The following is a 13,885-nucleotide window of genomic DNA, read 5'->3' as shown; positions in this document are numbered from 1 at the left end:
GGACATCTGCCCCACCTGAAATCAGCTTAGGTGATATTCCAGAATTTGCACATCAAAATGCGTCTACTGGCTCTGCACACTGTTCGCAAGACCTCCCGAGGCGCTGGTCTCATCCAGCAGGACAGGCCTGCGATCCCCATCCGCAAAGCGGCGCAGCACCATCGGGTAAAGGCGATGCTCCAGTTTCAGAACCCGTGCGGCAAGGCTTTCGGCGTTGTCCTGCGGGTCAATCGCAAGACGCGCCTGCCCGAGTATCGGGCCGTCATCAAGGGCTGCGGTCACTTCATGGACCGAACACCCATGTTCAGCATCCCCAGCTGCAAGCGCGCGGGCATGGGTTTGCAGGCCCTTGTATTTGGGCAGCAACGAGGGATGTATGTTCAGCATCCGACCTTGCCACTGGCTGACAAAGCCTGCGGTCAGAACGCGCATGAAGCCGGCCAGACAGAGGATATCGGGCGCAGCGGCGCGCAACGGCTCCATCAGGGCGGCCTCAAAGGCGGGTCGGTCGCCCTTGAACGGACGGTGATCCACGGCGGCCACCGGAATACCCAAGTCCGCCGCCCGCTTCAGACCCGCGGCACCCGGATCATTCGACATCACCAGACAGGGGCGCGCAGGATGATCGCCTGTCATGCTGTCGACAAGCGCCAGCATATTCGAGCCGCCCCCGGAGATCAGTATGGCGACCCGTTTGCTCACAAGAGCTTCCCGGAATACTGCACCCCGTCGCCTGCCACGACATGGCCCAGCATGATGACCTCTTCGCCCGCAGCCGTGAACAGATCCCGCGCCGCATCGGCCCGATCGGCGGGAACCGCGACGACCATGCCGATACCCGCATTGAAGGTCTTGAGGAGTTCTGATTGCGCCAGACCGCCCTGCCCGGCAATCCAGGCAAACACCGCAGGCAAGCTCCAGGCATCCAGATCGATCTGCGCGCCCAGACCTTTGGGCAGCATGCGCGGCACGTTTTCGGTCAGACCACCGCCAGTGATATGGGCAAGCCCCTTCACATGACCCGCGCGCAGCGCCTCGAGGGCGGCGCGGACATACAGGCGCGTGGGCGTCAGCAAGACCTGACCCAAAGGCGTATCAGCTTGCCAGGGACAGGGGGCCTCCCATCCAAGGCCAGAAAGCTCGACCACACGGCGCACCAGTGAATAGCCGTTCGAATGCACCCCGTCAGAGGCGAGCCCCAGAAGGACATCCCCTTGGAATATGTCGCGCGGCAAATCGCTTCCCCGCTCAAGCGCACCAACGGCAAAGCCTGCCAGATCGAAATCACCATCCGGGTACATGCCGGGCATTTCGGCGGTCTCACCTCCGATCAGAGCACAGCCTGAGGCACGGCAGCCTGCCGCGATGCCCTCAACGATCCGTGCCGCCTGATCGACCGAAAGCTTGCCCGTGGCAAAGTAGTCCAGAAAGAATAGAGGCTCGGCACCCTGACAGATCAGGTCATTGACGCACATCGCCACCAGATCAATGCCAACGTGGTCTACATGGCCGGTATCTATGGCGATCCGCAACTTGGTTCCCACACCATCGGTGGCGGCAACCAGGATCGGATCACGATACCCGGCGGCCTTGAGATCGAACAATCCGCCAAACCCGCCAAGACCCGACATCACGCCGGATCGGGTCGTCGATTTGGCGGCAGGTTTGATGCGATCGACCAGAGCATTCCCGGCATCGATATCCACCCCCGCCTCGGCATAGGTCAGGCCATTCTTTCCATCGCTCATAAGCGGGATCCTCTCAGACTGCATCTGAAGGGCGGGTTAGACGATCTAACCGGTGCACGCAACGGGAAGGCTTGACGTGACAGCCTTTCGTGATACGCACAACTTCGGCGGGCCTGTAGCTCAATTGGTTAGAGCAGAGCGCTCATAACGCTTTGGTTGGGGGTTCAAGTCCCTCCGGGCCTACCAAATCGCCACGTCAGGCCAAGCTTGTTTGATCCTGCAAACCGAAGTTTGTGCATGCAAATTTCACGCCAGAGAGCGGCGGGCAACTTGTGTCCATCTGAGTTTGGCGACAGCAGACTTCTGCGGTGTTCAAGCGGGCAGCAGGCGCAGTCTGTTCGGCAGTAAAGCAAACAGCCCCAGCGGAATGTGACGCTGAGGGATCGGATCACACAGCCGCCTTCAGCGCGCGATCACGATATCCGCCTGCAGCCCGCCCAAACGGTCCGAGTGTCCAAGGCGCAATACCCCACCATGCGCGCGCGCGATGTCCGAGGCGATTGCAAGCCCAAGCCCGACGCCAGAACCCTGATTCTGATTACGCGCGGGATCCAGTCGGGCAAACGGCTTGACGGCTTCGCTGCGTTTGTCCTCGGCAATTCCGGGGCCATCGTCCTCGACACGGAAGCGCAGGGATTTTTCTGTCATCGCCATGGACACTTCGGCGTGTTTGCCATAGCGCACCGCATTGCCGATCAGGTTTTCCAAGGCCCGCCGTATCGGCACCACGCGCAGGGTGACATCCCCTTCGCCCTCGACCACATGCAGGCTGACGGCCTTTCCCGCGCGCCTGGCATCTTCGACCACACCGCGCAGCAGTTCGCCCGGATCGACCAGTTCCGGCTCGCCCTCGGCGGCACCTTTGGCAAAGTTCAGGAATTCATCCAGCAGCCGTTGCATGTCATCCACATCCCGCAAAAGCGGTTCGGCGTCTGCCTCATCCAATAGGCTCAGCCCCAGTTTCAGCCGCGTCAGGGGCGTGCGAAGATCATGGCTTACCCCGCTCAGCATCATGGTGCGCTGTTCGATCTGACGCTCGATACGGGCCCGCATGTCCAGAAACGCATGGCCCGCTGTGCGCACCTCAAGTGCACCGCGCGGGTTGTAGGGCACGTTACGCCCGCGCCCAAAGGCCTGTGCCGCATCTGCGAGGCGCGTGATGGGACGCAGCTGATTGCGCAGATAAATATAGGCGATCACCGTCATCAAAGCGCCGAAAAACACCATGGTGACCAAAAGCTGGTGCGGGTTGGAGGCGGACACGCGCCAACGCTCGAATGCGATGCTCAGCGGGCCAAGCGGAGTATTGGCAAACACCTCTACCCGATCATTGTCCGGCAACAGCACAGCCGAGATCGCCGGTTCATCGTCACGCATCGTCCGGATCACCACCCGGCCTGAAAAATCATACCAGCGGATCAGATCCTCTGCGGGTGGGTCCTCGAACTTGACCTTCAGTTCCAGTGTTTCGGTAAAGGGTGCCATCTGCGCCAGCGCCTCGTCGCGGCTCGCGGCAGTTTGGGTTGCCCCCAGCACCAGGTCGAGTTCGCGCAGCACAGTTTGCGTCATCTGGGTCGTGACATCTTCGAAATGACGCTGGATAAAGGCAATCGACACGACAAGTTGCAAGAACACAACCGGCAGGATCAGGATCAGCGCGGCCCGACCGTAAAGCCCTCGAGGCAGATAGTTTTTGAGCCAGCCAAATGACATGGCGTACAGCTTATCTGCCCGCGACACCAAGAGGAAGAGCATGCAAAACCCGCCCGACGATTTTGACCCCGAGATCGGGATCGCACACAGCCTGTCGCCGGGACTGCGCCGGATCGTGGCTCCGAACCCGTCCCCGATGACCTATCGCGGCACCAACACCTATCTTCTGGGCGAAAGCGATCTGGCGGTGATCGATCCCGGCCCGCAGTCCGAGGTGCATCTTGAGGCCATCCTCAAGGCGCTGACACCGGGTCAGCAGATCACCCATATCTTCGTCACCCATACCCATATCGATCACTCCCCCCTTGCCCGCCCGCTGGCGCAACGCACAGGCGCGCCGGTTCTGGCCTTTGGCGATGCCTACGCCGGGCGCAGTGCGGTCATGCAAGAGCTGGCGATGAACGGGTTGGCGGGTGGCGGCGAAGGCGTGGACACCGCGTTCATCCCCGACCAGAGGCTGAGCGATGGCCAGATCATCCGCGCAAGCGATTGGGAACTGGAGGTCATTCACACCCCCGGTCATATCGGCAACCATATCGCGCTGGCCTGGGGCGATATCTGCTTTACCGCCGATCATGTGATGGGCTGGGCCAGCTCTCTGGTCTCACCCCCCGATGGGGATCTGAGCGATTTCATGGCCTCCTGCGCGCGTCTGCAAGCGCGCGACTGGCGCATCTTTCACGCCGGTCACGGAGGCCCGATCGAAGACCCCGCAGGCCGGCTTGAATGGCTTGTCACCCACCGGCGTGCCCGCGAAGCCGCCATTCTGGATGCCCTCAGCGATGCCCCGCACACAGCGCGCGCCCTCGCCGAGCGGATCTATACCGAAACGCCCCCCGCCCTGATCGGTGCTGCCGAGCGTAACGTCTTTGCCCATCTCGTTGATCTATATGGACAAAACCGCGCCAAACCCCAAGGGCCCCTGTCCTCGCAAGCCACATTCAAGGCGCTGTAGAAGCTGTCGTTCCCCCGCAACCCGCCCAATCGAAAAAAATCCACGCATTTGGCCATGATCGCTATGGACCTGACAAAAAGACGTTGCTATATCGCCCAGACCGTTCCGGCGTAGCTCAGCGGTAGAGCAGTTGACTGTTAATCAATTGGTCGTAGGTTCGATCCCTACCGCCGGAGCCAAAAATTCCCAATTACTTTAATGACTTACCTCGTGTAGTAGGCGGGGTGCCTACGGGCATTTTTTCATCGTGTCAGCACCATGTCAGCGAGGCGCTTATTTCTCGCGGCGTTCCTGAAGTAATTTCTTCAGCATTTCAATTTCACGCTCTGATCGGCTGTCCATGTCGCTTCCCCCGCGGTTGTTGCCTGACGGGACGATTACACAAACGCAGGGGAATTTCAAATGTTCCGCCGATAGTGCGGCATCAATGAACCCTCCGCAATGGTGGCAGCGGCGGCAAGCCCTCGAGCCGTAGGCCGTCGCCGACCTGCGTTGCTTCCATTGATCTCGCGAAGGCTTTGATCCGAGCCGCGCCCATTTCGTTCAGGGCGTGGGCCAACCGCTCGATCAGCTGGTGTTTCCGCACCATGCTGGCGCAGGTGCTGGGATCACACGACGGCATCACCAGATCCTCAGGGCTGGCGCAGGGGGTGGCGAAGAACCCGGCAGGATCCGTGTCCAACATGTGCGCTGCGCCGTCGATACCCAGCTGCATGGTGCGTTCACCGGTCGGTCCGGCCAGCATGGCGATCACGAAATCCTCGCCCTCTGGCTGCGTGTGTGGCCGGAATTCCCAGTCGTCATGGCCGATCCGGACCAGCAGCCCGCCGCTGCCGCTGTTGCAGAGCGCATGCGACAACTCATGTGTGGCGATGCCCATCATTTGCGTGTGATCCCCTGCTTGGCTTCTTTCCGGCGGATCAGCAGTGCCTCGCGCTGCAGATCGAAGTCGCGCAAGACGGCATCGACCAGGGCCGGGCCACGCTCTGCCAGCAGCGCCGCGCGCGGCTGCGCGCCCGTCACCTGGACAGGGCGGCCTGCCTGCTTTGACGCCATGCGCGCGACATTCCCCATGAGGCACGTCTCGACATGCTCCGCAATCTGCGCGGCTGTATCGACCGCGCGGCGGGCATTCAGGCCGCGTTCGCTCAAGCCAGCCAACGCCCGCAGCATCATCTCGACGCGCATGCGCCCGAGGTCAGATGCGTCCGACGCTTCCCGCTCGAACGCGCTTGCCAGAAGATCGACCTGGCCTTTGGTGATGGTGCTCATTATTCCAACTCCTCTGCGATGATCCGGCGAATGGTTTGCGCGCCGATCACGCCCCTCAGTTCGTGCGCGTTAAGGCTCTTGCGCAGCGTTTCGTGGACATTGCTCAGGACATTCGTCGCCTCGCGGGCTGCATCTTCAGCAGCGTTCGTTGCGATCTTCTCGACCGCATCGATCCTGGTTTTGATCGGGGGCACGACGATGTCGGGTAATTGATTGACCGCGTTCCGGATCGCAGCGTTGAGCTGCTTTTCGGTCACGCCCTGAGCCAGCTTGGCATGCACCGCTTTGATCCCAGCGACCTCTTCGGACAGCTCTTCCAATGCGGGGCGGTGATCCACGTCGTGTGCACCAGCGTTCAGGCCTCTGACCAGCGCCGCCAACACATCGATGCGATCATGCATTTGCTTGAGTTGATCATCCATTTTCGCGGGCCCGTTCATGCTTTGCTTTTGCGATCTTCGCCTGCGCAGAGGCGCGCTTGCTGGTGACGTCAAATCGGTGCGCTGCCCGGCGAAGCACGCCCTGCTTGCTGGCCTCCATGGGCAGCTTAGCGAAGCTGCTCAGCTGCTCTGCCATCCGCTTCGAGTAGGCCACCGCCCATGCGGCGCGACGCCGGTTTGTCAGCGCGGCCTGGGTCTTGATCCGGCGCAGGCACGTCTGCCCGGCGTCAGTCAGGTCGGCGCTGAGGCTTCCCGAGAAACATGAAGGCCGAATGGCCGGAATCGGCATCGCGATGCCGGAAGACCAGGAAGAGCTCGCGCTTGGGCCGTCGGGAATGGCGGAACGATTTGAGGCAATCAACAAGGAAATCGAAGACGCAATGGGGGTAGAAGTATATGTTCAAAACGACATTACCGCTGCCGCCGCCGGCGAAAGCATGTTCGGAGCGGCGAAATCGCTCGACGATTACCTCTTCTTCTACATAGGCGCCCGGTTGCACCATCGTTTGGTCCTGAACCATCAGATTTTCCAGAGTCGGCAACCGGAGAGTCATCCTGTCGGCCTTCTCGACCTTCAAAGCCGGTTGGGGGAGCAAGGGATCGCATCAGAAGTTCTTTGGCAACGTGGGGCCGAATGGCCCGATTTCGGATCGGCGAAGAGGGATTGGCTGGCCGAATGTCTGGAGGTCCTCAATAAGGCCCTCGCCTCAGCATCCCAGTTCTTACCGATCGGAACCGTCATCGTCTCATCCTATGCGCCTTCGGATATCTGCAAAGAGATCGCTGCCGCTCTCGAGAAATCAAATCTTGGGATAGAGGCAAGGCCGGGTGAGTTGGGCATTTCCCCGAAGGCCTTGGGTGCCGCAAGCCTGCCGTTCAGCTCCAAATTCACGGTGGATTCATAGGATGCTACCGAATTTGGATCGCGCCATTTTTCGGGCGTCCTATTCTGTTCCCCAAGACACGCCCATTCTTTCCTCGGTGGTAAGCGGGCGTGTCGCAGGCCACTCCGTCAGGATATCCAACCTGGAAGATGCGGGACAGGTTGTGAATGTGCCTTCGCGCCCCGGCATCGGTGCGCAAGAAGGCGACCCTGCCGCGTAATGCAATGGCTGCCCCGGCGCTGGTACCGAACGCAAGGACACGAACGGCCCATGAAATGGCGGCGTTCCTGCATTCCGGGCGCATGATTTTCGGGGCACTTGCGGCAGCAAGGCTAAAATGACTTGTGTCGCGTTGCCCTTAAATCGGCTCTGCCTCACTTTGTGTGGCGCAACTATCCTGAAACTGGAAAATTCAGGAGTGATAGTTGTGAGTTCGAAGAAGCACTGGTCGCCTGGAGGCGAGGTTTCGGTTCAAAGCGTCGAGCGAAGTGATTCCGGCGGGTGGATTGTATCGGGCAGTCTGACGCCAAACGGGATCTGCCCAGACTGTGGATTGCATTCACGCCGACGTCACGGTTGGTGGCGTCGGCGGCTGCAGGATTATCCCGCGCATGGAGACGAGGTTACGGTTGATCTCGCGGTTTGCCGTTGGCGATGTGAGGCACCCGCTTGCCCACGCCGGACTTTCTCAGACCAGATCGCCTCGATTGCGCGTCCGTTTGCACGTCGCACCGCACGTGTCGGGGAGATTGTCAGCCATCTTGGGCATGCGACCGGCGGACGGCCTGCCGAGCGGTTGTTGCATCGTTTGGGCCTTGGGGTCAGCGATGACACGGTGCTCAGGCAGCTGAAGAAGTGTGCTCAAGGCACGGCCGAGGCGCCGACGGTCATCGGGATCGACGACTGGAGCTGGCGGAAGTCGCAAACCTACGGCACGATCATTGTGTATCTGGAGCGTCGCGTGGTCATCGATGTTCTCGAGGATCGAGATGTTGTCACCTGCACCAACTAGCTGAAGCGACACCCCGAGGTGGCAGTGATCAGCAGAGATCGGTGCGGTCTGTACGCCCAGGCTGCACGGCAAGGGGCACCGCAGGCGAAGCAGGTCGCTGACCGGTTCCATATCGTGCAAAACCTGCGGCAGGCCATCGAGGAGCAAATGAACCTTCACGGCCGTGCGACCGGCAGGGCGCTGCTGTCCGACGCCGACAACATCACCGCAGCCGGCAGCATTCTGAAGTCCCGCCTTGCGCACAGGACGTCTCGGGAAGAGATTTTCACCATCATCCACGCACTCCGAAATCAGGGGCTTTCCTGCAGCGAGATCGGGCGGCGAACAGGGTTCCCGCGTCGCAGCATCGCAAAATGGCTGCAGTTCGAGACACCACCGGACCGCAGGCGGGCAGCTTTGAAGCGGACTTCGCCGTGGTACTTTGAAGAGTTCCTGCGCCGAAGTTGGAAGGACGGCATTCGAACTGGAAGCGCCCTGTTCCATCTGATCCGAGAGCGTGGTTACAAGGGGAGTCAGACGCATTTGCAGCGGCTGCTGGCGGGCTGGCGCAAAGCCGAAAAGCAAACGAAGGGCCCCACCGTGGAGCACCAGGTTCTGGAGCCAGTCCGGGACCCGGAAACGGGGCACGCGATTTCCCCAGTCATCGCGGCCGCGCTGTGCATCAAACCCCGCGGCAAGCTCACCTCGGATCAGGCGCGTAAAGTCGACGCTCTCAAGACCGGCTCTCCCGCCTTCGCAACGATGCGCTGTCTCGCCATGCGGTTCAACGGTATCCTGCGTAGCCACGAAGCAGACCCGCTCCCAGCATGGATCGACGACGCGATCGAAACCGACCTGGCGCCCATCGTGCGCTTTGCCCGCACTTTGAACCGGGACTTCGATGCGGTCAAAAACGCCATCGAGATGCCCTGGAGCAACGGCCAAGCAGAAGGTCAGATCAATCGCCTGAAGACCCTCAAGCGCGCCATGTACGGCCGAGCCGGTCCAGAATTGTTGCGGGCGAGAATGCTACCATTCCGCCACACAGATTGAGGCAGAGCCCCGTGAAGGTAGACCATGCGACGCTCAATCGTTGGGTCACCAAGTACTCCCCATTGATCGCCGCAAATGCGCGTCGTAGAAGGGCTCCCGCAGATCGTTCCTGGCGCATGTACGAAACATACATCCGGGTGAAGGGTGAGTGGGTCTATCTCTACCGGGCCGTCGACAAGTTCGGTAAGACGCTAGACTTCATGCTCGCGAAGCGGCGCAACAAACCGGCGGCGACCAAGTTCTTTGTCCGGGCGCTCGAGGTCAACGGCCTGCCCCGCAAGATCGTTATCGACCGCAGCGGGGCCAACACTGCCGGGATGAACGCGGTCAACCGAATGCTGAAGTCCTTCGGCTGCCCGATCCCGATCGAGTTGGTTCGGATCAAGTACCTCAATAACATGGTCGAGCAGGACCACCGTACGATCAGGAAGCGCGTTCGACCAATGCTGGGCTTCAAGTCCTTCGACTCCGCTTCGGCAACGCTCGAAGGGATCGAAGTCGCGAACATGATCCGCAAGGGTCAGATGACGTCCGGACTCTGCCCGTTTGCCCAATTCGCTTCGCTGGCCGCATAAGTCAGTGTTTCCGGTGGCCTCCCGCATGCGACGCACCTCGTCGCGTTGTGCCGGGGGCAACTCAAGGCCAGGTTTTGAATGGTCATGAGATAATGGATTGACACAATGACTGTCAGACTGCTTTATTGAATAATCATTCAACGAATTCTTTGAGCTGGATGTTTTCGAAGGGTCAGAAACGTCCGAATCCGAAAGTTGGTGTGCCGCTCGTTGAAGGGTCTGGCTTGTACCGCAGGACAGTGCAATTCGATGCAACCGCTTATAGGGAGACCAAAATGGACGTACTTGACCAACTCGGGGCCGTGCGCGAAGGCAAGATGAGCCGCCGGGCATTCAACAGTTCTCTCTTCGCCGCCGGGGTAAGCACCGTCATGATGCCGGTCCTGCCGCGCAAGGCGATGGCCGCGCCAGAAGACCACGCGACGTGGTTCACCTGGGGCGGGTTCGATATCCCGGATTACTTCGATGAATATGTCGCCATGCACGGCGAATTGCCCAACTTCGCCACCTATGGCTCGACAGAGGAAGCGTTCAACAAGCTGCGGTCGGGATTCGTGGCCGATCTGGTGCTGCCCTGCCTGTCGGACGTGCCGCGCTGGTCCAGCTCCGGCCTGTTCCAGCCGATCGATACGTCACGGCTGTCGAACTGGTCCGACCAGATCACCGAACTGGGCGATGTGGAGTACAACAAGGCCGATGGCGGGCTGTGGATGGTGCCGTGGGAATGGGGGCAAACTTCCATTGCCTACCGCACGGACCTGTTCGACCTGGAGGGCGAGGAAAGCTGGGACATGCTTTGGGACGAACGCTATGCCGGCCGGCTGGGCATGCTGGGCGGCGGCGGCGATGTCTGGTGGTGCGCCGCGATCAAAGCCGGCGTGCCCTTCGAAGAGATCCACACCGACGAGGCATTCGAGAAAATCTCGGCGGTGCTCCGCGCCCAACGCCCGCTGATCCGCACCTATACCGATGACACGACCTCGCTCGATACCGCATTGGCAGCGGGCGAACTGATCGCGACGCTGGCCTGGAACTCGACGGCGGTGAACCTGTCCGCTGCCGGGGTGCCGGTACGTTTCGCGCAACCCAAGGAAGGTGCGCTGACCTGGGTCTGCGGCCTGATGCTGCATGCGCAAGCGCCGAAAATCGACAGCGCCTATGACGTGATCAATTCGATGCTGAGCGAAGCGGCCACCGTGGCGCTGATGCGCGGATCCGGCTATGGCGGGCCGAACCGCAAGGCGCTCGATCAGTTCTCGGACGAGGAACTGGCCGCCCTGGGCCTGACCCGCAACCCGCAGGAGCTGCTGCAGGCCGGGCATTTCGGCATTCCCCAGACAGCGGAATGGGATCAGCGCATGACCTCGACCTGGGAACAGATCAAGCTGGGCTTTTAGGCCATGGCCGCCGGGGCAGCAAGCGCGCGGGGGCAGGCATGACCGCCACGGATACCAGTGCGCGCCCGCTGGCCCGGCCCGGTGCGCTCGCGCGGTTTTTGCACCGTCACGAAGGCTGGCGCGGGCACATGTTGCTGGCACCCGCGATGATCCTGATGGCGGCGGCGATCCTGTTTCCGCTGGGCGTGACGCTGACCATGAGCACGTGGTCCCTGTCCGGCTACGACGTGGACCAGACGCCCGGCCTGGGCAATTACGCCGCCATGGTGGAAAACCCGATGTTCCGCGTCCTGATCTTGCGGACGCTGACGATTTCGCTGACCTGTACGTTCTTCACCGTGATCCTGGTCTATCCGATGGCCTATTTCGTGGCCTTCCACACCAACCGCAACAAGGCGCTCTGGCTGATCGTGCTGACCCTGCCGTTCTGGACGAGCTATCTTTTGCGCGTCTTTGCCTGGCGCGTGGTGCTGGGCTACGAAGGCGTGATCAATTCAGGGCTGATGTCGCTGGGGGTGATCTCCGAACCCATCGCGGCACTGCTTTACAGCCAGACAGCGGTGACCATCGTGCTTGCGCATTCCTGGGCCGCCTTCGCGATCCTGCCGATCTATGTGAGCCTGGAAAAGATCAACCGCACCTACCTGGAGGCTGCCGCCGATCTGGGCGATGGCCCGGCGCGCCGCTTCTGGCGCATCACCTTTCCGTTGTCGCTTCCCGGCGTGGTGGCGGCCTTCATATTGATGTTCGTGCCCACGATGGGCGAATACATCACGCCGATCCTCGTTGGCGGGCCCGACAGCATGATGGTCGGAAACCTGGTGCAATCCATGTTCGGCCCGATGAACAACTGGCCCGCCGGGGCCGCGCTGGCGGTGGTGATGATGATCACCATCGCCTTTGCGGGGGGTGTGTTCGTGCTTCTCAACAAACTGGTCCAGAGGTAGGCGATGGCGCGATACACAGGCTTTTATCGTCCCAACCGGCCCCTGGCCGTCTATGCGGCTGTGTTTGCTGTGCTGCTTTACCTGCCGATCCTGTTCATCCCGATCTTTTCGTTCAATTCGGGCGTCTATGTCCGGTTCCCGCTCGAAGAGTTCACGTTCTACTGGTACTGGGATCTGTTTCAGCGCGAACCCCTGATGCGCGCATTCTGGAACAGCATCAAGGTGGCGGCGGTCGTCAGCGTTCTGTCCACGATCATCGCCATCCCGGCGGCACTGGCCATCGCCCGATACCGGATGCCGGGCAAGGCACCGGCGGTCAGTTTCATCATGCTGCCGCTGGTGCTTCCCGGCCTGATCATGGGCGTGGCGCTTCTGACCCTGCTCAACCGGATGGGGGTGACGCTGTCGCTTGTCACCGTGGCCATCGGACATATGGTGATCTGCCTGCCCTACGCGATCTCGGTCCTGTTGCCGCGCTTCATCGGCTTCAACCGGTCGCTGGAAGAGGCCTCTGCCGATCTGGGTGAACCGCCCTTGCGCACCTTCCTGCGGGTGACACTGCCCTGCAACTTTCCGGGCATCCTGGCCTGTCTTCTGATGACCTTCACCATTTCGTTCGACGAGTTCTTCATGGCGTTTTTCCTCAGCGGGGCGCAGTCCACACTGCCCATGTATATCTGGGGACAGCTGCGGTTTCCGCAGGATTTCCCGTCGCTTCTGGCGCTGGCGACGCTGATCTTGCTGTTCAGCTTCGTTCTGGTGTTCGCAGCCCTCCGGCTGAGCCGGATCGGGCAGCCGGTCACAGTGGAAACGGGGGAAACGGGCCGATGATCTCGATCCGCAAGGTATCCAAGTCCTTCGGCACGGTTCGCGCCGTACAGGACGTGTCGCTCGAAATCGGCGCGGGCGAATTCTTTTCCCTGCTGGGCGCCTCCGGATCGGGCAAGACCACGCTGTTGCGGATGATCGCCGGGTTCGAAGCGGTGAGCGACGGCACGATCCTGATCGACGGTCAGGAAATGCAGGATGCGCCGCCGCATCTGCGCCCGATCAACATGGTGTTCCAGAACTACGCGATCTTTCCGCATCTGAACGTTCACGACAACATCGCCTACGGCCTTGCGCGCCAGAAACTCCCCCGGGCCGAATTGACTCGGCGGGTCGAGGCGATGCTCGAGATGATCGCCCTGCCCGGCTACGGCGCGCGCCGGGCCAGCCAGTTGTCCGGCGGACAGATGCAGCGCGTGGCGTTGGCCCGGGCGCTGATCATGCAGCCCAAGGTTCTCTTGCTCGACGAACCGCTCGGCGCTCTCGACAAGCAGTTGCGCGAACAGATGCAGCTGGAACTTCGCGGGTTGCAGCAACGGCTTGGCATCACCTTCATCCTCGTGACCCACGATCAGGAAGAAGCCCTGACCCTGTCCGACAGGGTGGCCGTGATGGCCAACGGCGCGGTGATCCAAGTCGACACCCCGTCGGGGCTGTATGACCGCCCGCACAGCCGCCAGGTCGCGTCTTTCGTGGGCACGATGAATTTCTTTGACGCCCGCATGCGCAACCACGGCGATGACCTGATCGCCGATGTCGACGGGCTCGGGGCCCAGCCACTGAACGGTCAGGCCATGGGGCGGTCCGACGGGCAAAAGGTGCTGGTGGCGATCCGGCCCGAGGCTATCGTGGTCTCGTCCGTCCCGCCTCCGGCAGGTCAGCCCTCGGTGGAAGGCACGGTGCGGGCGCGCCAGTATCTGGGCGGGCGGCAGATCCTGCATGTCGGCCTGACCGGACGCACGGAGCCTGTCGCGGTTGCCACATTCGCCCGGCGCGGCGTTGATGCCTGGGACCAGAGCGAAGGCCGCCCGGTCTGGTTGACCTGGGGGGATGACGCGCTCACCCTCCTCACACCGGACTGA

The 13,885-nt window shown here is 61.4% G+C and carries 13 protein-coding genes, 2 tRNA genes and 2 pseudogenes; 10 read left to right on the top strand and 7 right to left on the bottom strand.

What is annotated here, in order from left to right:
* Positions 1-63 precede the first annotated feature (63 nt).
* Positions 64-702, bottom strand: coding sequence for a phosphoribosylglycinamide formyltransferase (gene purN / locus WAO69_RS00135; protein WP_422175487.1), 639 nt, complete (start codon positions 700-702; stop codon positions 64-66).
* Positions 699-1,748 (bottom strand): phosphoribosylformylglycinamidine cyclo-ligase, encoded by a 1,050-nt coding sequence (gene purM / locus WAO69_RS00130; RefSeq protein ID WP_422175485.1) that lies wholly within the window; start codon positions 1,746-1,748, stop codon positions 699-701. The genes purN and purM overlap by 4 nt, the downstream gene beginning before the upstream one ends.
* A gap of 109 nt (positions 1,749-1,857) precedes the next feature.
* On the opposite strand from purM, the gene WAO69_RS00125 reads away from it, so the two are divergent.
* Positions 1,858-1,934, top strand: a tRNA-Ile gene (locus WAO69_RS00125).
* A gap of 216 nt (positions 1,935-2,150) precedes the next feature.
* Here the strand turns inward: WAO69_RS00125 and WAO69_RS00120 are convergent.
* On the bottom strand, positions 2,151-3,461 hold the full coding sequence (locus WAO69_RS00120) for an ATP-binding protein (RefSeq protein ID WP_422175524.1): 1,311 nt from the start codon (positions 3,459-3,461) through the stop codon (positions 2,151-2,153).
* 40 nt (positions 3,462-3,501) lie between these two features.
* Here WAO69_RS00120 and WAO69_RS00115 point away from each other — a divergent pair, with 40 nt between their 5' ends.
* Both WAO69_RS00115 and WAO69_RS00110 read left to right on the top strand, forming a co-directional pair.
* Positions 3,502-4,416, top strand: coding sequence for an MBL fold metallo-hydrolase (locus tag WAO69_RS00115; protein ID WP_422175483.1), 915 nt, complete (start codon positions 3,502-3,504; stop codon positions 4,414-4,416).
* A gap of 104 nt (positions 4,417-4,520) precedes the next feature.
* Positions 4,521-4,595, top strand: a tRNA-Asn gene (locus tag WAO69_RS00110).
* 245 nt (positions 4,596-4,840) lie between these two features.
* Here the strand turns inward: WAO69_RS00110 and WAO69_RS00105 are convergent.
* From WAO69_RS00105 to WAO69_RS00090, 4 genes are read right to left on the bottom strand one after another with little or no spacing between them, the layout of a single operon-like run.
* Positions 4,841-5,299 carry a hypothetical protein gene (locus WAO69_RS00105; protein ID WP_422175481.1) on the bottom strand — a complete coding sequence of 153 codons (459 nt, stop codon included), beginning with the start codon at positions 5,297-5,299 and terminating at the stop codon, positions 4,841-4,843.
* The gene (locus tag WAO69_RS00100) at positions 5,296-5,688 is read right to left on the bottom strand and encodes a hypothetical protein (RefSeq protein ID WP_422175479.1); all 393 of its coding nucleotides are present in this window, start codon (positions 5,686-5,688) and stop codon (positions 5,296-5,298) included. Before WAO69_RS00100 ends, WAO69_RS00105 begins: the two co-directional genes overlap by 4 nt.
* Entirely contained in the window at positions 5,688-6,110 is a 423-nt protein-coding gene (locus WAO69_RS00095; RefSeq protein WP_422175477.1) for a hypothetical protein, read from the bottom strand. The genes WAO69_RS00100 and WAO69_RS00095 overlap by 1 nt, the downstream gene beginning before the upstream one ends.
* On the bottom strand, positions 6,103-6,417 hold the full coding sequence (locus WAO69_RS00090) for a hypothetical protein (protein WP_422175475.1): 315 nt from the start codon (positions 6,415-6,417) through the stop codon (positions 6,103-6,105). Before WAO69_RS00090 ends, WAO69_RS00095 begins: the two co-directional genes overlap by 8 nt.
* Here WAO69_RS00090 and WAO69_RS00085 point away from each other — a divergent pair.
* From WAO69_RS00085 to WAO69_RS00055, 7 genes and pseudogenes are all read left to right on the top strand, one after another.
* Entirely contained in the window at positions 6,401-7,033 is a 633-nt protein-coding gene (locus WAO69_RS00085; RefSeq protein WP_422175473.1) for an ROK family protein, read from the top strand. The two genes, WAO69_RS00090 and WAO69_RS00085, sit on opposite strands and share 17 nt — an antisense overlap.
* A gap of 406 nt (positions 7,034-7,439) precedes the next feature.
* Positions 7,440-9,056, top strand: a pseudogene (locus tag WAO69_RS00080) (ISL3 family transposase).
* A gap of 11 nt (positions 9,057-9,067) precedes the next feature.
* Positions 9,068-9,631: pseudogene (locus tag WAO69_RS00075) on the top strand (IS6 family transposase); the annotation flags it as partial.
* A 275-nt stretch (positions 9,632-9,906) separates the two neighbouring features.
* On the top strand, positions 9,907-11,028 hold the full coding sequence (locus WAO69_RS00070; protein WP_422175471.1) for an ABC transporter substrate-binding protein: 1,122 nt from the start codon (positions 9,907-9,909) through the stop codon (positions 11,026-11,028).
* Between the two features lie 38 nt (positions 11,029-11,066).
* Complete coding sequence (locus WAO69_RS00065; protein ID WP_422175469.1) at positions 11,067-11,975, top strand: ABC transporter permease; 909 nt, start codon at positions 11,067-11,069, stop codon at positions 11,973-11,975.
* A gap of 3 nt (positions 11,976-11,978) precedes the next feature.
* Positions 11,979-12,806 carry an ABC transporter permease gene (locus tag WAO69_RS00060; RefSeq protein WP_422175467.1) on the top strand — a complete coding sequence of 276 codons (828 nt, stop codon included), beginning with the start codon at positions 11,979-11,981 and terminating at the stop codon, positions 12,804-12,806.
* On the top strand, positions 12,803-13,885 hold the full coding sequence (locus WAO69_RS00055; protein WP_422175465.1) for an ABC transporter ATP-binding protein: 1,083 nt from the start codon (positions 12,803-12,805) through the stop codon (positions 13,883-13,885). The genes WAO69_RS00060 and WAO69_RS00055 overlap by 4 nt, the downstream gene beginning before the upstream one ends.

It is taken from the genome of Aestuariivita sp. (genome assembly GCF_049276915.1).
Taxonomy (GTDB): domain Bacteria; phylum Pseudomonadota; class Alphaproteobacteria; order Rhodobacterales; family Rhodobacteraceae; genus Aestuariivita.
Note: the sequence above shows the minus strand (reverse complement) of the source record. Positions and strands in the feature narration are given on the sequence as shown.

Excerpts from the sequence above, each read along its gene's own strand:
- purM (WP_422175485.1), bottom strand. The coding sequence starts at position 1,748 with ATGAGCGATGGAAAGAATGGCCTGACCTATGCCGAGGCGGGGGTGGAT.
- WAO69_RS00120 (WP_422175524.1), bottom strand. The coding sequence starts at position 3,461 with ATGTCATTTGGCTGGCTCAAAAACTATCTGCCTCGAGGGCTTTACGGT.
- WAO69_RS00115 (WP_422175483.1), top strand. The coding sequence starts at position 3,502 with ATGCAAAACCCGCCCGACGATTTTGACCCCGAGATCGGGATCGCACAC.
- WAO69_RS00105 (WP_422175481.1), bottom strand. The coding sequence starts at position 5,299 with ATGATGGGCATCGCCACACATGAGTTGTCGCATGCGCTCTGCAACAGC.
- WAO69_RS00100 (WP_422175479.1), bottom strand. The coding sequence starts at position 5,688 with ATGAGCACCATCACCAAAGGCCAGGTCGATCTTCTGGCAAGCGCGTTC.
- WAO69_RS00095 (WP_422175477.1), bottom strand. The coding sequence starts at position 6,110 with ATGGATGATCAACTCAAGCAAATGCATGATCGCATCGATGTGTTGGCG.
- WAO69_RS00085 (WP_422175473.1), top strand. The coding sequence starts at position 6,401 with ATGGCCGGAATCGGCATCGCGATGCCGGAAGACCAGGAAGAGCTCGCG.
- WAO69_RS00090 (WP_422175475.1), bottom strand. The coding sequence starts at position 6,417 with ATGCCGATTCCGGCCATTCGGCCTTCATGTTTCTCGGGAAGCCTCAGC.
- WAO69_RS00070 (WP_422175471.1), top strand. The coding sequence starts at position 9,907 with ATGGACGTACTTGACCAACTCGGGGCCGTGCGCGAAGGCAAGATGAGC.
- WAO69_RS00065 (WP_422175469.1), top strand. The coding sequence starts at position 11,067 with ATGACCGCCACGGATACCAGTGCGCGCCCGCTGGCCCGGCCCGGTGCG.
- WAO69_RS00060 (WP_422175467.1), top strand. The coding sequence starts at position 11,979 with ATGGCGCGATACACAGGCTTTTATCGTCCCAACCGGCCCCTGGCCGTC.
- WAO69_RS00055 (WP_422175465.1), top strand. The coding sequence starts at position 12,803 with ATGATCTCGATCCGCAAGGTATCCAAGTCCTTCGGCACGGTTCGCGCC.